Source organism: Phycisphaeraceae bacterium (assembly GCA_019636555.1).
In the GTDB taxonomy this organism is placed as follows: domain Bacteria; phylum Planctomycetota; class Phycisphaerae; order Phycisphaerales; family UBA1924; genus JAFEBO01.
Genome location: JAHBXH010000001.1, coordinates 2,198,502 through 2,220,523 on the forward strand (window position 1 = coordinate 2,198,502; position 22,022 = coordinate 2,220,523).

Below are 22,022 nucleotides of genomic sequence, written 5' to 3' on the forward strand. Positions count from 1 at the left end.
ATTCGCGCCTCTCGAGAAGCACTTTCCCGCGGCAATTATTGCGGTTTCGGCTCGGGCAATTCGCTCTGGCCGCGCCACGTCGGGGGCAGATCGTTCAGCGGAAAGACCCACCGCACCACGGTCATGCCCTTCGTATCCATCGGCTGCCCTTCGATACTCACCGTCACCGGCGCGGGCAATCCGTCTCCAGAGCCCGCCGCCCCGCCGACGAAGCCGATCATGATCACGCACGGCTGCGTAAACCAGCGCCCCAGATCGAGACACTGCGTCGCTTCGCGCCGGAGGATCGAAACCTGCGAAGACGATTGCCGGCTCGCGTCTTCCGGAATCCCGAGTTCCGGAAACAAGCTCACCGCAGTCATCGCGTCGGTTACCGATCGAAAGGCGCCCGAGTCGATCCCCGAGTTGAGCCCGAGGCTGCCGTACGTTGAGGTCGGCACCAGGTTGCTCAAATACAGTTCACCCGAGCTCAATGCCGGAGTCTGCTCGGTTTCGATCGTGAGATCGAGCGGAACGCCGGGCGCCCACGCTTTGCTCGCGGGCCATTTCCAGAATTGCACGCGCGAAACAAGCCGCGCTCGTACGTCCGCCCCGACCGGTTGCTGGGTGACCACGTGACAGATCAAGAGATCGTGCACCGGCGCCGGCAACTCGTGCACGAGGGCGCCGATCAGCTTCGCTCCGTCGGCTCGGATCGTCCCGCCCTGATACGGGTGCGGCATTCCCCAACGCGGCAGCCCCGCCCAGTCGAGTTGCACCTGCTTGACTGTGGAACGGGAAGGAAGATCGAGCCGCGTCGGGTCTCGCCCGTCGATCTGATACTCGCGCGCATCCATGAAGCCGCTGCGCTGTGAGTTCCCGACCGGATCCCACGGTGAAAGCACGCCGCTGAGCTCGCGCCTCAGCCCCGGCGACTCCGGCAGTCCGTCGCGATCCGGCGCGACCACGCGCACCGATCCATCGCGAGGAAGCATCAGGCTCATCCACGACCTCGCGCGCTGAACATTCTGACCGTACACATGATCGAGGATCGTGAGGTGCGAAGCCTCGAAGTGGCGAGGCCGAAACCACGTCGCGGTTCCGAACGCGAGGCCGGTGAACGCGACCGCGGTCAGCATAAAACCGAGCCACGCAAACCGCGTCGCCTTGCGGGCGCGAAGCACGCCGAAACCCAGCGGCCCCGCGAGCAGCCAGTAGAGAATAAAGACGGTGACGCCGAGCAACACTCCCGTGACGGCGGTGCCGCGCTTGGCGATCTGCGACGAAATCGTCTGATCGACCCCGATTACCTGCCCGCGGCCGATCACCTCTTTTTGATCGGGCTGCAGAATGCCGCGCTTCCCGAGCACGCGATGCCAGAACACGTCCGCATCGAGCACTCCGCCTTGCGAAAACAGCCGCGACGACAAGTCGAAGCCGATGAGTGTCACGGCCCCGATCCCGACGATCCGCCGCACGACAACGCACTCTCCCTTTGGGCCGCTCAATATCCGCATAGCGTCACCCGGCGCGGCGGAATTGAGCGGCTCGAATACGTGCAGGACCGCTGAACGAGGAAGCGGCGATTCCTTGCTTCGTGTCAGCATTCCGCGAAAATCCGACAGGTCCACACCCTCCCGCCGCATGATGTTCACGGCGGGCAAGATATCCATGAGCTCGTTGGTCGCCGAATTCGTCCACGATTGCCCGCTGGGCGGCAGGACGATGACAAGATGTCCGCCTCGCTGCACCCACTCCTTGATCGAGCGAGTTTTGTCGCCCCGCAACTGGCTGATGTCGGTGTCCGTTCCGCCGGTCGAATCGCCCCAGACGATCGTTTCGTAGGGGGCGAGTCCCATCCACCGGTCGGGCATGCCCTTGGCCGTCAGCCCCGGCACCGATTCGACTAACTCGTGCGACAACGCTGGAAAGACCGAGGCGCCGGTGGCCACCGACGTCGCATACTGCCGAAGGCCCATTTCGTGGACACCCACGATTCCGGTCATGGCCGTACCCGAGTCCAACACCTTGCCCCCCGGCAAAATTTGCCGGCGCGCCAGCAGTCGGCCTGGCCGCTGACCGACCGGCTCGCGATCGTCAGCGATGGGCTCGTTGACGAGAATCAGCAAAGATTCGCCGCCTCGAAACCAAAAGGGAAGCCGGAAATAAACCCAGGCATCCATGGTGACGCCGGGATTGAGCGTTTGTGTCCGCGTGTAGGCCGGCCTGTCACCATCGGCGTCGGACGTCACGATTCGAACCAGGACGTCGCGCTGCTTGACCGCCGAATCGGTCAGCCGAAGCCTCACGCCGCACCAGTCGCCCGCCCGGCAGACGTTTCCGACGCCGAATTCCCCCACTTCAACCTTGATTTCGTCGGCCTGAATGGCTTGGGCAGAAGCCTGCATCGCCCCCGCGAGCGCGACAGCAAAAACGAAGAGGCGAAAAAGGTGGCGGATGTGCATCGAACACCATTCTAAAGCGGGCGGCGTTCGGTTCGCACGGCGAGCCGAAGCCGCTGAATGTAGGAATGTGAACGGCGGCACACCGTTCGCGGAGTTGGACCAAAGTCGCGCATGTCCGGGGACGATTCACATGACCATGGCTGAGATTCTGGGCAACTCATGGATCGTGGTCGTGGGGCTCATTGCGTGCTCGGTCATCGCCACGCTGTACACCCTTGCCACGGCGGTCCGAAATCAGACCTACACGCACGATGTGCAGGTGGGTGTCGCCAAGCTCCAGCAGCAATATCAGGCCCGCATGCGAGCGTTGCAAGAAGCGGCTCAGACCGGCGAAGTCGAATTGCTCCCCGCTGAGCCGGAACAACCGAAAAAGGCTGCCTGAGTAAGACGCCACCAAGCGTCTCCCCTTTCGATGGCAATCTCAAACGCCGGCTCCGCCGGGTGCGAATCTGCGTTCGCAGGGTTGGCTACTCACAATACCCAACAGACAACGAATCCACCGCCCGGACGACCCTTTCTATCCCGCGACGCCAGCGCGCGCCCTCGACCCGGCCACCCTCTCAAGCCTCACGAAATCTCGGCGTCAATGCGGATTGCCACGCAAACTTTGCCAATCGCACTGATTCGAAGACCTTGAAACCGGTTTCGGTCGTTTGTCTCCTTGCTAGGCTCCCCCGGTGACCGACGATCCGTCCAACTTCGCCACGATGTCGCGGCGCGCTGCGCTGACCGCCATGATCGCCGGCGGCATCGGCTTCGCCGCGTTTGGACCTCGCGGAGCCAAGCAGACTTCGGACGGTCGCATCGTTCTCGACTACTGGGAAAAGTGGACGGGTCACGAAGCGCGCGCGATGCTGAAGATCATCGACGCGTTCAACGGCAGTCAGAATCGCATCCGCGTGCGCTACTTGACGACGGCGGGAATCGATCAAAAGGCGCTCATCAGTATCGCCGCAGGCGACCCGCCCGACCTAGTCGGGCTCTGGAACTACAACGTTCCGCAATACGCCGAGACCGGCGCGATTCTCCCGCTCGATGAACTCGACACGAAGGGAGAAGTCCGCCCCGAGAGATTCGCGCCGGGTTTTCGTCCGGTGTTGATGCATCCCGACCCGCGCACGGGCAAGAGCCGTCAATGGGCCGTTGTGAACACGGGCGGCGTGCTCGCTCTCTACTACAACAAGCAGCTCCTCCGGGAAGCCGGCCTCGATCCAGAGCGACCGCCGCTTTCGATTGAAGCTCTCGAAGACGCCAATCGCAAACTGCTGAAGCGTTCCGGTCCAGGATCGCGCAGCCCCATCGAGCGAGCGGGCTTTTTGCACATCGAACCCGGCTGGTGGAGTTGGATCTGGGGCTATTCGTACGGCGGGAATCTCTACGACGCACAAAACGATCGATCGCTCGCGGCATCGCCGCAAAATATCGCCGGATTTGACTGGGTGCAGCGCACGAGTGAAGAGCACGGCGTCGATGCAACCAAGACTTTCAAAGCGGGCTTCGGAAACTACGACTCGCCCCTCAACGCGTTCCTCACCGGCAAACTCGCCATGGTCATCCAAGGGCCATGGCTCGCGAACGTGATCAACGCGCACGGCCCGAAAGACGCGCAGGGGCGACCAAGCCTCGATTACGGCGTGATCCCGATGCCGGTGATCGAGAGCGAGTTGGACACGAAACATCCCGTCGGGCTGATCGACTGCGACATCATGGTCATCCCTAAGGGTGTCAAATATCCCGAAGCGTGCATGGAATTCATCGCGTATCTGCAGCGCCAGGAGAATGTCGAGGCGATGGCGCTCGCGCACTACAAGAATTCACCCCTTGCGGTGAGCAGCAAGGCTTTTCTCGAAAACCATCCCAATCGGGGCATTCTCACTTTCGACGCCATCGCACAGAGCGACCGCACGTACATGGTACCGCGAACACGAGCCTGGCCCCAGATCAAAGACGAGTTCGATGCGGGCCTGCAACGGATGTGGTCGCTCGAGCGTCCCGCCAGGGAAGAACTTGCACGGATCCAGCGACGGTCTCAGGACTATCTGGACACCGTGGAGGCCCAGAGATCGCAGCGCGGATACGGCAGGTCAAGCCGCAAATCCTGATCTCCGAAAAGTCCCCGGCCCGCGGTCGACAAATCATGTAGAGTGGCGAATGCTCTGACCGCCGATCAGCAGCGACGCCGCCATGCCCTCGATCATCCGTCCAAACCAATATCAAGCAGGACCCTCTCGCTCATGAGCGCCCATGCCGCCCAGCTGAAGCGCGATGCCGCGGGTTGGCTCTGGATCAGCCCGTGGGTCATCGGCTTCTTGGCGTTTCTTTTCGGCCCGATGCTCGTGAGCCTCTACTACTCGTTCACCGACTATCCGCTGCTCGAACCACCGATCTGGATCGGCCTCGAGAATTACCGCCGGATGTTGACCGACGAAACTTTTCGATCGGTCCTTTGGCGGACCACGCAATTCGCGATCATTTTCATCCCGCTGGCGACGATTTTCGCGCTCGCGATTGCCGGTCTACTCAACGGAAAAGTGAAAGCCGGCGGCTTCTTTCAGGCAGCGGTCTTCATCCCCACGCTCGTCCCGATGGCGGGCAGCGCCATGATCTGGCTCTGGATGCTCAACGGCGAGTACGGGCTGATCAACATGTCGATCAATCGACTGCTCGGCTGGGCCGGCATTTCCGGGCCCAACTGGCTTTCCGACAGCAAGTGGGCGATGCCCTCGATCGTCATGATCAGCCTGTGGAGCATCGGGCAGATGGTGATCGTCTACCTCGCAGCGCTCAAGGAAGTCCCGGACGAGATGCTCGAGGCCGCGGCACTCGACGGCATGGGGCCGATCCGGCGCTTTCTGAGCGTCGTGCTCCCGTTGATCTCGCCGGTCATTCTCTTCAACGTCGTCACGCTGATGATCGGCGCGCTGCAGATCTTCGCCATTCCCTACATCCTGTCCGCCGCCACGCCCGGAGGCGACCCGCGCGCGATGTACTTCTACACGATGTACATGTACGACAACGGTTTCCGATACGGGCAAATGGGTTATGCCAGCGCTCAGGCGTGGGTGCAATTGCTTATTACTCTCGGATTGACGGCGATCTTGTTCATCGCCAGCAAGCGGCTCGTGCACTATCGCGCCTGAACCGGAGGCTCATTGGCCAGAGACGGACCCAGCACCGTGATCAGAGGAGAGAGAGGACTTCTGTCCCGTATGGTCGTTTACGCGACGCTGATCGTGATCACCATCGCTTTTCTCATGCCGCTGGTCTGGATGATCGCCACCAGTTTCAAGTCGCAGACCGAAGCCTCTCGGGCCACGTTTTCTCTTTTGCCCGATGATCCGACCATGATCGTTCAGAACGCGAAGGACAATTACTCCGCCGTTTGGAACGACCCGGTCGTTCGGTTCCCGCTTTACCTTCGCAACACTCTGATAATCGCCGGACTCAGCGTCATCGGGATGACGCTCTCGAGCGCGATCGTCGCGTATGGATTCGCGCGTCTCGATTGGCGCGGCAAGAAGGCGATGTTCGCGCTTGTGCTCGCCACGATGATGATCCCCTTCCCGGTCGTCATGGGACCGATGTTTCTGCTCTTTTCTTGGCTTGGTTGGATCGGCAGTCTCAAGCCGCTCTGGGTTCCGGCCTTCTTCGCCAACGGCTTCAACGTCTTCATGCTCCGCCAGTTCTTCATGGGGATCCCGAAGGACTTGGATGAAGCGGCCAGAATTGACGGCTGCGGCAATTGGGGGATCTTCTGGCGAATCATCGTGCCGCTCAGCAAGCCCGCGCTCGCGGTCGTCGCGCTCTTTCACTTTGTATTCGTCTGGAACGACTTTCTCGCCCCGCTCATTTTTCTGCGAAACCAGGATCAGTTCACACTCGCGCTCGGCCTGCAGCTCTATCAGAGCAAGGCGGGACAAACTCCGTGGAATCACCTCATGGCGGCGAGCACACTCGTTATCGCGCCCGTGCTTGTGCTCTTCATCCTCACGCAGGGTGCTCTCGTGAAGAGTGTGGCCACCACGGGTATCAAGGGCTGATCGCCGCTTGGCGGGCTCGCTGAGCAGGCGAACAGGTCCGAAAACAATGTTCTGAGCAATCTGCCTCCGACCCAGTGGTGCCTAATTGACGCGGCAAAAGACTTGTGGCAGGATTGAAAAGGAAACTTGCAAAACGACGCGGATTGCGTCACAATGAAAACGGTTACATCGCGGATTGTTGATGCTTTCCGCGGTCCCACCAGATCGACCTCCCCTTGGTTCATCCCTGGGTTGGAAAGGAGCACACGAAATGAAATTGGGTTCTTGGATTGGATTGGGAGCACTCGCCATGCTCTGCGGCCAGGCGATGGCGCAAACGCCGTTGCCGATTACCAACGGTTCCTTTGAGGACGACGACCCGATCTTCGGCGGCCTGCTCGGCTACAACGTGCTGCCCGGAGCCGATGTCGAAACGTCGCAGCATCGCACCGGCAACCGAAGCGTCGGCCTCGGACCGCTCGCGGTCAACAATTTTGTCGGCATCACGACCGACAGTGTCAACATCTATTTGCCGTCGCGCCCTTACTACGACCCCTCGATCAACTGGTACGGCGGCAACATCCGCGCCACGATGTGGTATTTGATTCCGACCGATTCGCCGGTCGTCGGTGGCGGCGGCGGACTCAAACTCGACGTCAAACTCTTCAACCAGAACTACGCGACGCTGGACGGTGCGTGGGACATCCAAGGCAACACCGGCGGCGCGTGGGTGAAGTACGAAGTGGTCTGGAACAAGGCTGACATCAAGCAAAAAGTCTGGATCAACGCCACCGAGAACTGCAACGGTGGCTGCTTTGTCAACAATGGACCACCGCCATACGGGGTTCCGCCCTATCCGAGCCGCGTCAAGGTCACTCCGGGTCGCTGGGGCGGCGAATCGGGCGGCGGCGCGGGCACGAACACGATTTTTATCGACGACCTTTCGGTCGTGCAGGATCACAGTTGCCCCGCCGACTTCAACGGTGACGACCTGGTCGACGACTCAGATTTCGTCATCTTCGTGCCGTCGTACAACAACCTCATCGACTTCCGCGCCGATCTGAACGGCGACGGACTGACCGACGATGCCGATTTCTCGCTCTTTGCAAGCGCCTACAACGATCTGATCTGCGCGCCCTGATTCCTTGTCCGACTCGGATTGATCAAGCCCCGGCGAGTGCCGGGTTTTTTTTATCTCAGCAACAGCCCCTCGGCCGTGATTCCCGGTCCGAAACTCATGAGCACGCACGGGAGCCGAAGTTCTCGGCGTGAGCGCATGGCTTCGAGGACAAATAGAACCGTGGCGCTCGACATGTTGCCGTGCAAACCCAGCACCTGCCGCGATGCATCGAGCGCGCAACCCGGCAAGCAGAGAGCTTCGCCGATCGCGGACAGAATCTTCGGCCCTCCCGGATGAACCGCCCACGATCCAACCTCCTCGATCGTTAACTCCTCCGAATCAAGCCATTCCCGCACCCATTCCCCGGCCCGCCTCCGGATCGTGCCCGTCAATTCAATCCCGAGATTCATCTCAAATCCGTGGTCACCCACCGCCCAGCCCATCTGATCTCGAGAGTCTTCGATCAGTCGTGATGAAGTTGAAGATACACACGCGAACTCAGCTTCACCTGCCCCCACCCCACCCCACGCCCCACCCCACGCCCCGACAACCGCGGCACTCGAGCCATCGGCAAACAGCGCATTCGCGACAACCTGATCGGGGCGCGCGTCGTAGCGAAAGTGAACGGAACAAACCTCGGTGCAGCAAACAAGCACCCGGGCTGCTTTGTCTGCGCGCGAGAACGCCTCTGCCAGGCGCAGCGCGTTGATCGCCGCGTGGCACCCCATGAACCCAACATTCGTACGCTGCACCGTTCGCGGAAGTCCCAGCGCTTCCACGAGGTCGATGTCCCAGCCCGGCGAAGCGAATCCTGTGCAGGAAGCGCTCACGAGGTGTGTGATTTCTCCCGGATGGACTCGCGAGTCCGCGAGCGCTGCGCGCGTCGATCGTATCGCAAGGGAAGTGGCACGCTTTGCATAGATCGCCATTCGGGCCGCCGTGCCCGGTCCGCTCGGGCAACGCAGTGATGCGGGTGCAAAGCTTGGCGCATCGGATTGAGTACCTGAAGCCGAAACCGAGTGTGCCGCTTCCGTTCCTCGGAAATCGACTCCGCTCCGCCGGTAGATAAGCTCGATCTGGCGGCGCTGGTCTTCGGTTTCTGGAGGCGAGAGCTCCAGCGCCAGCGTCAGCGCTTCTTCCTGTGAGAAGGGTCGGTCGGGGGCTGCGACTCCGAGTCCGAGTATGGCCGGGTCATCCGATTTCATACGGCGACAGACTCCGGTGCCGAGAGGTGCCATGGGCCGCTGATCGCCGATGCCAGGTAGTCGCGAACGCTCGGCACTTTGTTGGCAACAGATACTGTCGCAGCGACGATCGCCGGGCTGCGGAGCGCCCGAGAGGTCACGCGGCAGGCGGCGCGCCGAGAGTTCGCCGTGCGATGCCACGCCTGTGTCCAGGCTCCCGTCCTGTATTCCCCCGCCACGACAGCGCGAGCGAAGGGCGCAACCGCCAACCCGGCTTGCATCGCCCACGAAATGCCCTCGCCGGTGAACGGTTCGACGTAGCCCGCCGCGTCCCCGACGACAAAGAGCCGTTGACCCTCCACGCGCCGTCGCCTGGTTAACAGCCCGGTGCCGCGCCATGGCGCGTTCGCGAGCGGCGCTACACATTCATCGAGGCCACACTCCCTTGCGATTTCACAAACAGCCGCGGCCGGTCCGCCCGAGCGACGCGTGACTTGCGGAGAGAGTGCCGCGGCAATATCGATCGATCCGTCTCGCAATCGAACCGCGCCAAAGTATCCCGCCTTCCCGCAGCGCATCGCTATTTCAGCCTCGCTGCACAATCGCTCGGCCCCACCATCACGAATGCGAGCGCCCACGCCAAAGTGAGAGGTGTTCGCGATACGCGGGTTCCATTCCTCGGTGCGCGGCAGAAAACTTCCCGCCAGTCCATCTGCCACGATGACGACGTCCGCCGTCAAGCTGACGGCGCCCCGCGGGCCTGTGAGCGTCAAACGGCATGCGCCGGCAGCCCCGCCTTCCAATGTCGCGCCCTCACCCATCCTTGCAGCGGCACCCCGATCACGGGCGTGTTCGAGCAGCATCGCATCGAAATCTTCCCGACCGATCGCGACTCCGTGTCGCGCCAGGTCGATTCTCAATGTTCGGTTTCGCGCTGCGAGCGAGAAGAAATGAATCGGAGCGCCACGCTGTCGAACCGCGCGATCGATTCCCATAGTCTTCAGACTCGCCATCCCCGACGGGGACACGCAGCATCCGCACACCTTGGGCCTCGGAAACTCCGCCTTCTCGACGACAAGCGTACGAAGGCCGAGCGAAGCGCAAGCCCATGCGGCCGCAGAACCGGCCGGCCCGGCGCCAATCACCGCAACCTGCCAGGAAGTGGATTCCGACGAGTTCGCGCTTTGAACACTCAGTTTGGCTTTCTCCAGACCAGCATCATCCGTGAGATGCCTCCAAACTTGATCGTTGCACCCCGAAGACCTGCGCATTCAGCCAATTCGCGCATTTCGTCGCGTGTAAATGCGGCACGGGCGGACAACACCGCATCCGCGTGAACGACGGGGCTCCGCGTGACCGCCCGGCTTGCCACCGCGATCATCGCCAGATTGACCGGCGAGCGAACAAGGTCATTGACAATCACGCAATCGCATTGGACTGCCATATTCTGAAGCAGCCGAACCGCATCCGACGCCTCGAGATGGTGAAAAAAGAGACTCGCAACGCAGCAGGAAAATCCGCTCGGGAGCGGCGAACTCACCGCATCGTGCTCGAGAAAATCACACGAAAGACCTCGGCTTGCCGCCGATTGCCTCGCCAATCGGATCGAGTTTGGATTGACGTCGCAGCCAGCGAACGTAGCCCGAAGACCCCGTTCTTCCCCAAGGCGCGCGGCCCGAACGACAAAGTCCCCTCGAGCGCACGCGATATCAAGAACGCGAAGAGGTTCCGAATGGCGGCGAGATTCGCGTTCGATTTCTCGGAAAGTTCGCCCGAACGCACCAGAAAGTGCGTTCAACCGCGAGAGCCCGCTCAGCGCACCCGCCAGTGCCTCCGGCGGAAGCGTTGGATCATCCATTAGTTCGGGGCTCAGCCGACGCAGCATGAACGACTCCGGTCCCGACGCGGATGGTAACGTGAAAGCGCGACCAGCACGCTATCTTTTGTCGCTTGGCGCATTGGCCTGATTAGGTGGAGCCGACGCATGAGTACGAAGCCCCGGATCCTGGCATTCGCCGGAAGCAATCGGAAAGAATCGTTCAACAGAAAAGCGCTTCGAGTGGCGATCGATGCTGCGCGAGCAGCCGGTGCCGAGGTCACTCACATCGAATTGAGTGACTATTCCCTTCCGATCATGGATGAGGATTTGGAAGCATCTCAGGGCATCCCCGAAAGTGCTATGAAGCTCAAGCAGCTGATGATCGAACATCCCGCGTTTCTGATCGCTTCGCCGGAGTACAACAGTTCCGTGCCTCCCCTGCTGAAGAACACGATCGACTGGGTTTCGCGCCCGGTTCGAGGAGAGCCGCCGCTCGCGGCGTTCCAGGGAAAAATTATCGCCCTTCTCGGCGCCTCGCCCGGCGCTTTCGGTGCCGCCCGGAGCCTCATCCACCTGCGCGCGATCCTCGCCCATGTCGGGGCGGTCGTGCTGCCCGATCAGGCCACGATTCCGAATGCCTCGGAAGCGTTCACGCCGGACGGCGGACTGAAAGATCCGAAGCAACAGGCACGCATCGAGGCTGTCCCAAAGAAGCTCGTGGAGTTCCTGAAGAGACTTGGAATGTGATCCACGGCGCTCAAAAAAGCACCCCGCGATCGCTCGCGGGGTGCTCAAGTGACCCCAAGGGGATTCGAACCCCTGTTTTCAGGATGAGAACCTGACGTCCTGGACCAGGCTAGACGATGGGGCCAATGCGATCGGATTCGCGAATGACGCGATCCAGGACAGCGGAGACAATAGGACGCGGGCGAGTTGGGTCAACCGTTCTGTGCGTCTTTGGATTCGCTCTTCCGAACCGCCGAAATCCGGCCGGAAAGAGGCCTGCTCGCCGCGCGTTTGACGAAAAGAGGTCCGCGTCCAAAGCGGCGCCACGCCGGCTCGACTACCGCTTCGAAGCGATCACAACGAGCACGATCACGTCGTACAGAGCGTGGGTTGCGACCACGATCCCAAAGCCCCGAACAAGAAAGAGTCCGGCGAAATAGAGTCCGGCTGCCGCCAGGAAAATCGCGCTGGCGATATCGGTGCCGCTTCGCAGCCCGGCCAGCGAAACCTCGTGGTAGAGGGCAAAGGCCAGCGCCGAAACGACGCACGCGATGATCGCGGATGTATTCCGGGATATCTTGAGCACATCACACAACACAAGGTGCACACCCGTGATCATCACCAGCCGAAACACCAGTTCCTCGTAGAGCCCGGCGCCTATCGAAAGTGTCAGCCGCTCCTGCCACGAAAACGAGTGAAGATCGACCTGCGGCGGCGCCAGCGACATCGCCGCCAATGAGCCGGACTGCGTCTTGGCGTTCATGATGAGCCCCAGCACCAGCAAGGGAATCATCAGTACGCACGACTCGAGCGCCATGCCGACGAGAACCCCGGGCCGGATTCGCCACGAATCCCGGTTGAGCACGTGCCAGATCAGAAGAACAACCACCAGCGTGATCGCGGGCAGATGAAAACTCGGGGCCCCGAACACCGTGAAGAAGCGCGCGAGCAGATTTCGCGCGCTCACCGTTCGCATCACCCCTGTCGCATCCTGCAAATACCAAAGCGAGCCGAATTCGTAGATTGCGATGAGCGGAAGAAGAAAAACCAGAATGTGAAGCGGCGACATCGAAAGCCGCCAATAGCTGCCATCTCGATGAAAATCCGGATGATGAGTCCGCGTGTTTGAGTTGGATGTGCGTGGCAGCGGAGAACCCGGCATTCACTCCTCCGGGGGCAAGCCTATCGCGCACTCGGCAGAGGGCTCCTCGCCGCAAAAAGCAAACGACCGCTCATTCTGGAGCGGTCGCATTGAAATCCGAATCTGGTTCACTTGTTCGACTTGCCGGCCTTGGTCGACTTTCCAGCCTGTTTGCCCTTGAGCTTCATTGAAAGGCGACTCTTGCGGCGTGCCGCCTGGTTCTTATGGATCACGCCCTTGGCGGCGGTCCGGTCGATAATCTGCGCGGCCTTGGTCATCGCCGACTTTGCCTCCTCAGCGCTGCCGTGCAACACCTTCTCGTTGAAATCCTTGATGGCGTCGCGCATCGTGCGGAGGCGCCAGCGGTTGCGGGCGCGGGCGGCTTCATTCTGACGGACGCGTTTCTGGGCGGAGAGCGAGTGAGCCATTGGATTCCTTGATCAAACGAGAACCTTCGCCGCGTGTTTGCGGGGGGTCAGAATGATTCGCAATCCCCCCGTCAGAATCAAGGGCGCTGCCTCCAACGGAGTGACGGAAGACGCTCGATCGCTTGCTCTGGTGGAATCTTGCAGGGTTCCCTGCGAAGCGTCGCGCAAGAGAGAGGCCGACCGACGAAAACACGGCTATCCTTGCTCCCCGGCGGCAAGTTGCCGCCGGTCGAGCGGGCGTAGCTCAATTGGATAGAGCACCTGACTACGGATCAGGAGGTTGCAGGTTCGACTCCTGCCGCCCGTGTTTTCCCGGTACCGCTCGGCGCGAAAGACTCTTCCCCGGTGCGTTTTCGAAAATGCGTACTGGCGGTTGACGCCCGGCTGCTGCTTGTCAAACATCTGTTTGAATCGGATGTTTGATGACCAGATCACGCTCCCAACTCAGTCACGGCGCCGCGGAATCAAGCCCCGATACACGGGCGCGGTTGATTGACGCCGCGGGTGAAGAATTCGCCGAGCATGGCTTCGCCAAAGCAACTGTGCGAGACATCTGCGCGCGCGCCGGGGCAAATATCGCGGCGGTGAACTACCACTTTCGCGACAAAGAAACGCTTTATCTCGAGACGCTGCGCTACGCGCACCGGTACTCAATCGAGCACTATCCTCACGACGGCGGTCTGACTCCCGATGCGTCGCCGAAAGACCGACTGCACGCCTTCGTGCGTGCTTTTCTCGCGAAGATTCTTGATCCAGACCGGCCCAAGTGGCACGGGAGGTTGATCTCCCGGGAGATGACCGAGCCGACCCCGGCGTTGAATCTCCTGATCGAAGAAGGAATCCGGCCTCAATTCGGTGCGCTGTGCGCGATCGTCAAGTCTCTCGCGCCCAGCTTGGGAGGAGACGAGATCGAGGCGAGCGCCGCGAGCGTAATCGGGCAGGCTCTGCACTATCACCACTGCAATTCGATGATCAAGCGGCTGTACTCCGAGCGCAAAAGCGGATTTCCGTTCGATCTCGAGTTTCTGACCGATCACATCACCCGTTTTTCGCTCGCGGCTTTTTCCGGGCTCGAGCTGTCCGCGAGCCAAAGGGACAAACAGCGCGGAGCGCAGGCCAAACGCAAACACGGGTGATCGGGGGCTCTCCGGGCGCAGCGAAGAGAAGGGAATACGCCGGATCAAGTCGGAAGGAATGGTCAGGTCGAAAAGGGAAAAGACGAGGCGATGTACTTTCTAGCGCTCAAAATGCTCTTCAACGACAAAGCCAAGTTCTTTGGCATTGTTATGGGCGTCACGCTCGCGTCGCTGGTGATTACGCAGCAAGGGTCGATCTTCGTCGGCTTGATGTCGCGGACGTTTGGCGTGATCACCGACATGAACTATCCGGACATCTGGGTGATGGACCCAAAGGTCCAGTTCATTGATGACACCAAGCCGCTCGCCGACACCAAGTTGTTCGAAGTCCGCGGCGTACCCGGCGTCGCGTCGGCCGTGCCGCTGTACAAAGGAATCATCCGCGCGCGTACGGACAGCGGCCTGTTTCAGAATTGCAATCTTTACGGGCTCGACGATTCCACGCTGATCGGGGGCCCCGGAGAAATGATCGAGGGGCGCCTCGCCGACCTCCGCATGGCCGATTCCGTCATCGTCGATGTGGAAGGCGCGCGCGACAAGCTCGCGAAGAAGAACCCTGTTCCCGGCGGGCCCAGAATACCGCTGAAGATCGGAGACACGCTCGAGCTCAATGACCATCGCGCGGTCGTCGTCGGCATATCCAAAGGTTCGCGAACATTTCAGTCACAGCCGAACCTGTTCACCACGTACTCGCGCGCCGTGACCTTTGCCCCGAAGGAGCGCAAGCTGCTTTCGTTCGTGCTCGTGAAGGCCGAACCCGGGGAAGACCCCGAGGAGCTGCGCGCACGAATCACGGATCGAACCGGTCTGGCTGCCTACACAGCAAAGCAATTCAAGATGCTCACGGTGAATTACTTCTTGAAGTACACCGGCATTCCAATCAACTTCGGGATCGCGGTCTCTCTGGGATTCATCATCGGAACACTGATTACCGGATTCATGTTCTTCTCGTTCACGATCGACAACCTCAAGTACCTGGGCACCCTCAAAGCCATGGGAACCAACGACAGCACGCTGATGGCGATGATCCTGCTCCAGGCGCTCTCGGTCGGCTGCATCGGATTTGGAATCGGGGCCGGAGCCGCCACGGTGTTCGGGGTCTCCATGAAAGACTCACAGCTCGCATTCTGGTTGACCTGGCAAATCCTGGTCCTGTCGGGAGGTGCGGTGCTGATCATCTGCATGCTGGCGGCGATGCTCAGCGTGCGCAAAGTCGTCGCTCTTGAGCCCGCGGTGGTTTTCAAAGGATGAACCCGATGTCCGCGATCGCATCAATGCCCGCACCGCACACCGACCCATCGGGCCGAGACCTGGCGGTGCGTTGCCGCGGAGTCGTCAAGAACTACGGGAGCGGCGCCTCGGTCGTACGAGCCCTGCGCGGGATCGATCTCGATGTTTACGCCGGCGAACTGCTCATGCTCGTCGGGCCATCGGGATGCGGCAAGACGACTCTGATCAGCGTCATCGCGGGCGTGCTCGATCGCGACGAAGGCGAATGCACGGTCTACGGCGAGGATTTTTCCGCGATGAATTCGCGTCAGCGCACGCGCTTTCGAGGGCAGACCATCGGGTTTGTATTCCAGTCGTTCAATCTGATCCCGACTCTCACGATCGCAGAAAACGTGTCGGTGCCGCTGATCCTGAACGGCACCGATCGTCGGACCGCTCTAAAGAAAGCGAAGGACATTCTCGCGACCGTCGGGCTCGGTGAGCGGGTGAACGATGCGCCCAATCGGCTTTCGGGCGGCCAACAGCAGCGCGTCGCGATCGCTCGAGCGCTCGTACACGACCCGAAGTTGATCGTCTGTGACGAACCGACGAGCGCCCTCGATCACGAAACCGGGCACAGAATTCTCGAACTGCTCAAAGGCGTCGCGATGGGCGGAAACCGGTCGCTCGTCGTCGTCACCCACGACAACCGCATCTTCGATTTCGCTGATCGCATCGCGCACATGGACGACGGGCAGGTGGACAAGATTGTCGGTTCGGCGAAAGACCTGTACGGACCCAGCTTCGATAGCGCGGCACGAGGAGGTGAGCGCCCATGATTCGGACTTTTCTCGTTCCACTGCTCGCGATCGGCGGCATGGTGTTTGCCATGGTGATCGTGGTTCGGAGCAGCCAGCCAAAGCCTCCTTCTATTCCGGTCGTGATGCCGCCCGTGTCTCCGTTTGAGGCACGCGTCGCCGGGTCGGGCATCATCGAGGCAAACTCTGAAAACATCGCGATCGGTACGCCTGTCGGGGGCACCGTTGAAAAAGTTGCCGTTCGTGTGGGCGATCGCGTCAACGCGGGCGACGTGCTGTTCATACTGGATAGCCGAGATCAACAGGCGCAGCTCGCGGTGAAACAAGCCGAGTTGGAGGCGGCACGCCAGAGCTTGAAGCGATTGGAATCGATGCCCCGGCCTGAGCAGATTCCGCCAGCGGAAGCCCGCGTAGAAGCGGCACAAGCCACTGTGGATGATCTTCAGAACCAACTGACGATTATGGAGCGGGTGAATGACCCTCGCGCCCGCTCGGAAGAAGAGATGTCGCGCCGCCGGTTTGCTGTACTGGTCGCCAAGCGACGGCTGGACGAAGCCCAAGCGGATCTCGCGCTTCTGAAAGCCGGTGCATGGAAGCCCGAAATCGAAGTTGCAAAGGCGCAGGTACTTGCCGCTGAAGCGGCCGCGAAACAGATCCAAACCGAGATCGATCGTCGAATCATCCGGGCGCCGATCAACGGCCGCGTGTTGCAGGTCAAAGTGCGCCCCGGTGAATACGCGAGCGCCGGCATCCTCGCCACTCCACTCATCCTCATGGGTGCAGTCGATCCGCTGCACGTGCGGGTCGATGTTGATGAAAACGATGCGTGGCGAGTTCGTGCGGGCGCGAGTGCAGAGGGGTATCTTCGGGGCAATCGCGACATCAAAGCGGCGCTGAAGTTCGTCCGCTTTGAGCCTTATGTTGTTCCCAAGAAATCACTTACGGGAGATTCCAGCGAGCGCGTGGATACGCGCGTGCTTCAGATTCTCTTTTCGTTTGATCCCGACGACCTGCCCGTGTTTGTCGGACAGCAGATGGACGTTTATATCGAGTCTGCCCCTGAAGGCAGCAACAAACCAATGCAGCCGGGATCGCCGGCTTCGGAGAGCAAGAAGTGAAATCTCGCAGCGAATCGATCGGAACGGGACCGGGGACGTTCGTGCTGGCGCTGGTTTGCGGATCAGCACTCTCTCTCAACGGGTGCAAGGTGGGCCCCGACTACAAGGGCCCGCCGGAAATGACATCGCCTTCTGATTTTGCGGCGGTGCCCCAAGGTCCGGTGCCCGACGTCAAGTCGATGCCCGCGCCCGGCGATGTCGAGCTCGCGGCGTGGTGGAAGCAGTTCGGTGATTCGACCCTCGATTCGCTGATTGAAAGAGCGCTCCAGGGTAACCTTGATCTCAAGCTTGCCCAGTCGCGTGTGAAAGAGGCTCGCGCGGCCCGGGGAATTGTTGTGGCCGATTGGTTCCCGGCGGTTGGAGCCGGCGCCGCGTACTCGCGAAGCCGAAGCAGCGACAACATCGGATTCATCGGGCCGAATCCGACCGGCGGCACGGACCTGTACACCGCCGGATTCGATGCCTCGTGGGAAATCGATTTCTGGGGCAAAACAGCGCGCGGCGTGGAGGCTGCCGACGCGGTCATCGGCCAGACGATCGAGATCCGGCGCGATGTCATGATCTCGCTTCTCGCGGAGGTTGCAAGCAACTACGTGACGCTCCGTGGACAACAGGAGCGTCTGACCGTGACCGAACGCGCCGTGAAGGCGCAGGAAGATTCTCTCAACCTGACGGAGAGCAGATTTCGCGCGGGGCTGGTCGGCGAGCTCGACGTCGCGCAGGCCAAGGCGCAGCTCGAGAATCGCGTTGCGCAGCTCTTTCCGATCAAGACCGAGATGGAACGGGCGATCAACCGGATCGGCGTGCTGCTTGGGAAGCCTCCGCGTGCCTTCGCGGACGAGCTTTCACCTCGTGCAAAGCTGCCCGTTGCCCCCGCGATTGTCAACGTGGGGGTTCCGTCCGAACTGCTGAAGCGCCGGCCGGACATCCGTGCGGCGGAGAGAACGCTCGCCGCGCAAACCGCCCGCATCGGTGTGGCAACGGCCGATTTATATCCGAGCTTTTCGATTACGGCCGCGCTCGGCTTGCAATCGAATCAGTTCGGAAGCTGGTGGAACATGAGCAGCCGATACTGGAACGTCGTTCCGGGCGTGAGCTGGCCCGTGCTCGACTGGGGCAAGATCCGATCGAATATCCAAGTTGCCGATGCGCGCGCGGAACAGTCGATGATCGTTTACGAACAAGTCGTTCTCAACTCTTTTGAGGATGTAGAGTCGGCTTTGCTCCAGATGGTCAGCGAGCAACAACGCTACGGAGCGCTCACTCGCGCGGTTCAAGCGAGCGCGCGCGCCGTGCAGCTTGCCGATGATCTCTATCAGACGGGCAACGTCGACTTCCGCACCGTGCTCGACAACCAGCTCAACTTGTTCGTGGCGGAAGATCAGGCGGTCATCAGCCAGGCATTGACGCTGACCAGCATGATCAGCCTGTACAAATCGCTGGGAGGCGGCTGGGAGTCGCTCGAGCAGGACCAGTGGAAGCCCACGCTCATCCCGAGCAGCACGATTTCCGCCGCCGTCGAGGCGATGGCGAACCCCGGCTCGGAATCGGGGGAACAAAGCACCGAGCTGGGAGCATCACAACCGGCGAAGGAGCCGCCACCGGCGGGCGATCCGCCATCCGCCCCTCCGGCCGCGCCGCCGTCGGGGACGCCGTCCGCGGCAAAGCCCTGATTGTGAAGACCTTGCACGCCGATAACGCTGATTGATTGCCGCGACGAGGAGGCCGAACCTATAGTCCGGTACTTGGCGCTGATCGGCGTCGAGTCCGGGCGCGTTCCATTCGGGCGCCCCAGCGGAACACAAAGACGGTCGACGGTTCCAAGCCGCGGCCGAACACAGAAGCGCCCTTGGGCAAGTTCGCGAGACGCCCGGCCGTGCGGTCGGGGTTTCGACCGATCCGGGCTTTGCCGGTGTCGCTGCAAGACAGAAGAGGTGGCCCATGGCCAACACGCTCGTTCAGGATCTCATCGAAGCAGGAATTCACTTTGGCCAGCGCGCCAGCGGATGGAACCCCAAGATGGGTTCGTATATCTACGGCAAGCGCAACGGCATCCACATCATCGACATCAAGGAGACCGTCAAGGGTCTTCTGCTCGCGAAGAAGTTTATCGCGAAGACTGTCTCTTCGGGTAAGGACGTCGTCTTTGTCGGCACGAAGCGCCAGGCCAAGAGCGTGCTCGAGCAGCGCGTGGGCGACGCGAAGATGCACTACGTGACGGAGCGCTGGCTCGGCGGCACGCTGACCAATTTCCGCACGATCCGCCTGCGCCTCAAGCGCCTCGAAGAACTCGAAGCGATCCAGAACACCGACAACTTTGCTTCCTACTCCAAGAAGATGGAAAGCCAGCTCAAGCGTGAGCTCACCAAAATCAAGCGCAACCTCGACGGCATCCGCAAGATGGAGAAGCTGCCGGGCGCGCTGGTGGTCATCGACGTGAAGCACGAGGTCACGGCGCTCAAGGAAGCCCGCAAGCTCGGCATTCCCACCATCGCGCTCATCGATACCGACGGCGACCCCGAGCTCGTGGATATCCCGATCCCGGGCAACGACGATTCGATGAAGTCGATCGATGTCGTGGTCCGCGAACTCTGCCTCGCCGTGGTGGATGGAAAGTCGGCGCGCCAGATCAGCGGCGAGAATCCATCGGGCGGCAGCGGTGACGAGTCTTCCGGCCCGGGACGCGGAGACCAGCAGCGGCGCAGCCGCAGGCCCCAGACCCGCGCGAACGAAATGGCTTCCCAGGAAGTGCATGAGGGCGCCTCGGCCCAGTAAGCGCGCGACTTCCCACTACGCGAACAATCAGCAGTATCCGTCGCCGTGAAATCGGCGCGGCAAGGAACAGTTCCCATGGCAGAGATCAACAGCAAAGACGTCATGGCCCTTCGCAACAAGACGGGCCTCCAGATGATGGCCTGCAAAGCCGCGTTGGTTGAGGCCGGAGGAGATCCCGAAAAAGCCGAAGAGATCCTCCGCAAGCAGCTCAAGGGCAAGATGGAGAGCCGTACCGATCGCGCTGCGGGCGAAGGGCGCATCGGCATCTTCGTCAATGAAGATCACACCGCCGCCACCATCGTCGAGGTGCGCGCCGAGTCAGACTTTACCGCCAAAAACGAGCAGTTTGTCACGATGGTGAACAAGGTTGCCAGGCTGGCATCCGAGTCGCACGCGGGCGCAGTCGCAGAGTCGCCGGCGATCAAGTCCGCCGTGGATGAGGTTCGCATCTCGACGGGCGAGAATTGCTCCTACGCGCGCGGACACAAACTGCTGGGCGAAGCCGGGAAAACCTCGTTCGGTGCCTATGTACACCACGACGGCAAGACGGGATCGCTTGTGCAGGGCGAAGGCGACATCAGCCAGGAAACCCTGCGCCAGGTGTGCATGCACGTCGTCGCGGCGGTTCCGCGTCCCCAAGGTGTTTCGGCCAAGGACGTGCCCGCGGCGGTTGTCGAAAAGGAACGCAAGTTCCGCATCGAACAGGCGATGGAATCCGGCAAGCCGAAGGAAATCGCCGAGAAGATGGTCGAGGGAGGCATGCGCAAGTTCTTTGAAGAGATCGCTCTGATGGAACAGCCGTTCATCATGGATCCGACGAAGAAAGTGAAAGACCTCGTCGGCCCGAAGGCATCGATCATCGCGTTCTTCCGCTGGCAGGTCGGCGAGCCCGCCTGATTCGATTCGCATCGGCTCCCCCAAAGCGGGTTCCGGTGAATCCGCTCGGATCAACTCCTGTACAAATCAGCGCCGCCTCCCGACCGGAGGCGGCGTTTTCATATGCTTTCTCCCAGAAAGGACCACACCATGTTCAACAACAACGTGACGTCCGATTCTCCGTCTCTCGAGCAATCCGAGCCGATGCGTCGACGCGAAGCGCTCGCAGTGCTCGGAATTGGTGCGGTTGCCGCGGCAAGTTCGGCTCTTGCCCAGCCGAATCAGCCGGCGACGCAGCCACGGCTTCCGAAAGACCTTCCGCTGAAGGGCCCACCCACTGCCGTCATTCCCGGAAATGTTGCGCCCGCTGAACTGAATGTGTTCGATGAGGCGACGGGCCAATTCATCCTCCCCGCTCTGCCCTATTCCTTTGACGCGATGGAGCCGTTCATCGATGCGAAGACGATGGAGATCCATCACGACAAGCACCATGCCGGGTACGTCGCCGGGTTGAACAAGGCCCTGGCGGAACTCGGACGCATACGCACCGCCGCGGGCGATTCGGCCCTGGTCAAGTTTTGGGCGAACCAAGTATCGTTCAATGGCGGCGGCCACATCAACCACAGCCTGTTCTGGAACATGATGGCGCCTCCGGGAAAGGGCGGAGGCGGCTCGCCGCGAGGAGCCTTGGCTGAGGCCATCAACAGGTCGTTCGGCTCGTACGAGCAGTTTGTGGCCCAATACAAAGCCACCGCGGGCTCGGTTGAAGGTGGCGGATGGGGCTGGCTCGCGGTCGAGCCGTGGTCAAAGCAATTGCTGCTCTTTCAGGGCGAGAAGCAGCAGGACCTCATGGTCACTGGGGCGCTTCCGGTGCTGGGAGTCGACGTTTGGGAGCATGCCTACTACCTCAAATATCAGAACAAGCGGGCGGAGTACGTGAACGCGTTCCTCAACCTGATCAACTGGGAATTCTGCGGCAAACTCTACGACCGGGCAATAGCCCGATAAATTGAGCATCGGAAGCCTCGGAATCTGCATGGATGAAGCCCAAGGCGTCCGCCTTGGGCTTTTTTTGGACTTTGACATCGACCTAAGTGTATTTGATATAGGCACTTAGGCCGTCATAGGCCGCAAAAACAAATTATTCCGCACAGATGGGTGGCATGGCCGCAATCCGGTGGCATGTTTGAGTTGTCTTGTCTCTCTCCT

Annotated in this window: 20 protein-coding genes and 2 tRNA genes; 15 read left to right on the top strand and 7 right to left on the bottom strand. The window is 61.1% G+C overall.

Annotation, left to right across the window (positions count from 1 at the left end; all coding sequences use genetic code 11):
* Positions 1 to 35 precede the first annotated feature (35 nt).
* On the bottom strand, positions 36 to 2,444 hold the full coding sequence (locus KF691_09155; protein ID MBX3389608.1) for a hypothetical protein: 2,409 nt from the start codon (positions 2,442 to 2,444) through the stop codon (positions 36 to 38).
* A 130-nt stretch (positions 2,445 to 2,574) separates the two neighbouring features.
* Here KF691_09155 and KF691_09160 point away from each other — a divergent pair, with 130 nt between their 5' ends.
* The 5 genes from KF691_09160 (at position 2,575) to KF691_09180 (ending at position 7,604) form a co-directional block, all read left to right on the top strand.
* Positions 2,575 to 2,826, top strand: coding sequence for a hypothetical protein (locus KF691_09160; GenBank protein ID MBX3389609.1), 252 nt, complete (start codon positions 2,575 to 2,577; stop codon positions 2,824 to 2,826).
* Positions 2,827 to 3,121: 295 nt separating this feature from the next.
* On the top strand, positions 3,122 to 4,546 hold the full coding sequence (locus KF691_09165; GenBank protein MBX3389610.1) for an extracellular solute-binding protein: 1,425 nt from the start codon (positions 3,122 to 3,124) through the stop codon (positions 4,544 to 4,546).
* 42 nt (positions 4,547 to 4,588) lie between these two features.
* Positions 4,589 to 5,584 (top strand): sugar ABC transporter permease, encoded by a 996-nt coding sequence (locus tag KF691_09170; GenBank protein MBX3389611.1) that lies wholly within the window; start codon positions 4,589 to 4,591, stop codon positions 5,582 to 5,584.
* 69 nt (positions 5,585 to 5,653) lie between these two features.
* A complete protein-coding gene (locus KF691_09175; protein MBX3389612.1) occupies positions 5,654 to 6,484 on the top strand; it encodes a carbohydrate ABC transporter permease in 831 nt (276 codons plus the stop codon).
* 250 nt (positions 6,485 to 6,734) lie between these two features.
* Positions 6,735 to 7,604, top strand: coding sequence for a hypothetical protein (locus KF691_09180; protein MBX3389613.1), 870 nt, complete (start codon positions 6,735 to 6,737; stop codon positions 7,602 to 7,604).
* 50 nt (positions 7,605 to 7,654) lie between these two features.
* Here the strand turns inward: KF691_09180 and KF691_09185 are convergent, their stop codons facing one another.
* Genes KF691_09185 through KF691_09195 form a run of 3 tightly spaced genes read right to left on the bottom strand, consistent with a single transcriptional unit; the run spans position 7,655 to position 10,652 of the window.
* On the bottom strand, positions 7,655 to 8,788 hold the full coding sequence (locus KF691_09185; GenBank protein MBX3389614.1) for a type III polyketide synthase: 1,134 nt from the start codon (positions 8,786 to 8,788) through the stop codon (positions 7,655 to 7,657).
* Complete coding sequence (locus KF691_09190; protein ID MBX3389615.1) at positions 8,785 to 10,038, bottom strand: FAD-dependent monooxygenase; 1,254 nt, start codon at positions 10,036 to 10,038, stop codon at positions 8,785 to 8,787. The genes KF691_09185 and KF691_09190 overlap by 4 nt, the downstream gene beginning before the upstream one ends.
* Positions 9,960 to 10,652 (bottom strand): methyltransferase domain-containing protein, encoded by a 693-nt coding sequence (locus KF691_09195; protein MBX3389616.1) that lies wholly within the window; start codon positions 10,650 to 10,652, stop codon positions 9,960 to 9,962. Before KF691_09195 ends, KF691_09190 begins: the two co-directional genes overlap by 79 nt.
* Before the next feature lie 99 nt (positions 10,653 to 10,751).
* Here KF691_09195 and KF691_09200 point away from each other — a divergent pair, with 99 nt between their 5' ends.
* On the top strand, positions 10,752 to 11,333 hold the full coding sequence (locus KF691_09200) for an NAD(P)H-dependent oxidoreductase (protein ID MBX3389617.1): 582 nt from the start codon (positions 10,752 to 10,754) through the stop codon (positions 11,331 to 11,333).
* Between the two features lie 49 nt (positions 11,334 to 11,382).
* Here KF691_09200 and KF691_09205 read toward each other — a convergent pair.
* From KF691_09205 to rpsT, 3 genes are all read right to left on the bottom strand, one after another.
* A tRNA-Glu gene (locus KF691_09205) sits at positions 11,383 to 11,457 on the bottom strand.
* Positions 11,458 to 11,649: 192 nt separating this feature from the next.
* Positions 11,650 to 12,381 carry a CPBP family intramembrane metalloprotease gene (locus KF691_09210; protein ID MBX3389618.1) on the bottom strand — a complete coding sequence of 244 codons (732 nt, stop codon included), beginning with the start codon at positions 12,379 to 12,381 and terminating at the stop codon, positions 11,650 to 11,652.
* A 200-nt stretch (positions 12,382 to 12,581) separates the two neighbouring features.
* Entirely contained in the window at positions 12,582 to 12,881 is a 300-nt protein-coding gene (rpsT, locus tag KF691_09215; protein ID MBX3389619.1) for a 30S ribosomal protein S20, read from the bottom strand.
* Positions 12,882 to 13,114: 233 nt separating this feature from the next.
* Between rpsT and KF691_09220 the strand changes: the two genes are divergently transcribed.
* From KF691_09220 to KF691_09260, 9 genes are all read left to right on the top strand, one after another.
* Positions 13,115 to 13,188 (top strand) — tRNA-Arg (locus KF691_09220).
* Positions 13,189 to 13,303: 115 nt separating this feature from the next.
* The gene (locus KF691_09225) at positions 13,304 to 14,017 is read left to right on the top strand and encodes a CerR family C-terminal domain-containing protein (GenBank protein MBX3389620.1); all 714 of its coding nucleotides are present in this window, start codon (positions 13,304 to 13,306) and stop codon (positions 14,015 to 14,017) included.
* A 90-nt stretch (positions 14,018 to 14,107) separates the two neighbouring features.
* The gene (locus KF691_09230; GenBank protein ID MBX3389621.1) at positions 14,108 to 15,268 is read left to right on the top strand and encodes an ABC transporter permease; all 1,161 of its coding nucleotides are present in this window, start codon (positions 14,108 to 14,110) and stop codon (positions 15,266 to 15,268) included.
* Between the two features lie 5 nt (positions 15,269 to 15,273).
* A complete protein-coding gene (locus KF691_09235) occupies positions 15,274 to 16,065 on the top strand; it encodes an ABC transporter ATP-binding protein (protein MBX3389622.1) in 792 nt (263 codons plus the stop codon).
* A complete protein-coding gene (locus KF691_09240) occupies positions 16,062 to 17,162 on the top strand; it encodes a biotin/lipoyl-binding protein (GenBank protein MBX3389623.1) in 1,101 nt (366 codons plus the stop codon). Before KF691_09235 ends, KF691_09240 begins: the two co-directional genes overlap by 4 nt.
* Positions 17,159 to 18,835: an efflux transporter outer membrane subunit gene (locus tag KF691_09245; GenBank protein ID MBX3389624.1), complete on the top strand. Its 1,677-nt coding sequence runs from the start codon at positions 17,159 to 17,161 to the stop codon at positions 18,833 to 18,835. The genes KF691_09240 and KF691_09245 overlap by 4 nt, the downstream gene beginning before the upstream one ends.
* 268 nt (positions 18,836 to 19,103) lie before the next feature.
* Positions 19,104 to 19,937 carry a 30S ribosomal protein S2 gene (gene rpsB, locus KF691_09250; GenBank protein MBX3389625.1) on the top strand — a complete coding sequence of 278 codons (834 nt, stop codon included), beginning with the start codon at positions 19,104 to 19,106 and terminating at the stop codon, positions 19,935 to 19,937.
* 75 nt (positions 19,938 to 20,012) lie between these two features.
* Positions 20,013 to 20,834, top strand: a complete 822-nt coding sequence (gene tsf / locus KF691_09255) for a translation elongation factor Ts (GenBank protein MBX3389626.1) — start codon at positions 20,013 to 20,015, stop codon at positions 20,832 to 20,834.
* 102 nt (positions 20,835 to 20,936) lie between these two features.
* Entirely contained in the window at positions 20,937 to 21,821 is an 885-nt protein-coding gene (locus tag KF691_09260; protein MBX3389627.1) for a superoxide dismutase, read from the top strand.
* The last annotated feature ends 201 nt before the right edge of the window (positions 21,822 to 22,022 follow it).

What these genes read in the sequence shown, in the direction of transcription:
- KF691_09155 (MBX3389608.1), bottom strand. Translation starts at nt 2,444, where the DNA reads ATGCACATCCGCCACCTTTTTCGCCTCTTCGTTTTTGCTGTCGCGCTC.
- KF691_09160 (MBX3389609.1), top strand. Translation starts at nt 2,575, where the DNA reads ATGACCATGGCTGAGATTCTGGGCAACTCATGGATCGTGGTCGTGGGG.
- KF691_09175 (MBX3389612.1), top strand. Translation starts at nt 5,654, where the DNA reads ATGGTCGTTTACGCGACGCTGATCGTGATCACCATCGCTTTTCTCATG.
- KF691_09180 (MBX3389613.1), top strand. Translation starts at nt 6,735, where the DNA reads ATGAAATTGGGTTCTTGGATTGGATTGGGAGCACTCGCCATGCTCTGC.
- KF691_09185 (MBX3389614.1), bottom strand. Translation starts at nt 8,788, where the DNA reads ATGAAATCGGATGACCCGGCCATACTCGGACTCGGAGTCGCAGCCCCC.
- KF691_09190 (MBX3389615.1), bottom strand. Translation starts at nt 10,038, where the DNA reads ATGCGCAGGTCTTCGGGGTGCAACGATCAAGTTTGGAGGCATCTCACG.
- KF691_09195 (MBX3389616.1), bottom strand. Translation starts at nt 10,652, where the DNA reads ATGCTGCGTCGGCTGAGCCCCGAACTAATGGATGATCCAACGCTTCCG.
- KF691_09200 (MBX3389617.1), top strand. Translation starts at nt 10,752, where the DNA reads ATGAGTACGAAGCCCCGGATCCTGGCATTCGCCGGAAGCAATCGGAAA.
- KF691_09210 (MBX3389618.1), bottom strand. Translation starts at nt 12,381, where the DNA reads ATGTCGCCGCTTCACATTCTGGTTTTTCTTCTTCCGCTCATCGCAATC.
- rpsT (MBX3389619.1), bottom strand. Translation starts at nt 12,881, where the DNA reads ATGGCTCACTCGCTCTCCGCCCAGAAACGCGTCCGTCAGAATGAAGCC.
- KF691_09225 (MBX3389620.1), top strand. Translation starts at nt 13,304, where the DNA reads ATGACCAGATCACGCTCCCAACTCAGTCACGGCGCCGCGGAATCAAGC.
- KF691_09230 (MBX3389621.1), top strand. Translation starts at nt 14,108, where the DNA reads ATGTACTTTCTAGCGCTCAAAATGCTCTTCAACGACAAAGCCAAGTTC.
- KF691_09235 (MBX3389622.1), top strand. Translation starts at nt 15,274, where the DNA reads ATGTCCGCGATCGCATCAATGCCCGCACCGCACACCGACCCATCGGGC.
- KF691_09240 (MBX3389623.1), top strand. Translation starts at nt 16,062, where the DNA reads ATGATTCGGACTTTTCTCGTTCCACTGCTCGCGATCGGCGGCATGGTG.
- rpsB (MBX3389625.1), top strand. Translation starts at nt 19,104, where the DNA reads ATGGCCAACACGCTCGTTCAGGATCTCATCGAAGCAGGAATTCACTTT.
- tsf (MBX3389626.1), top strand. Translation starts at nt 20,013, where the DNA reads ATGGCAGAGATCAACAGCAAAGACGTCATGGCCCTTCGCAACAAGACG.
- KF691_09260 (MBX3389627.1), top strand. Translation starts at nt 20,937, where the DNA reads ATGCTTTCTCCCAGAAAGGACCACACCATGTTCAACAACAACGTGACG.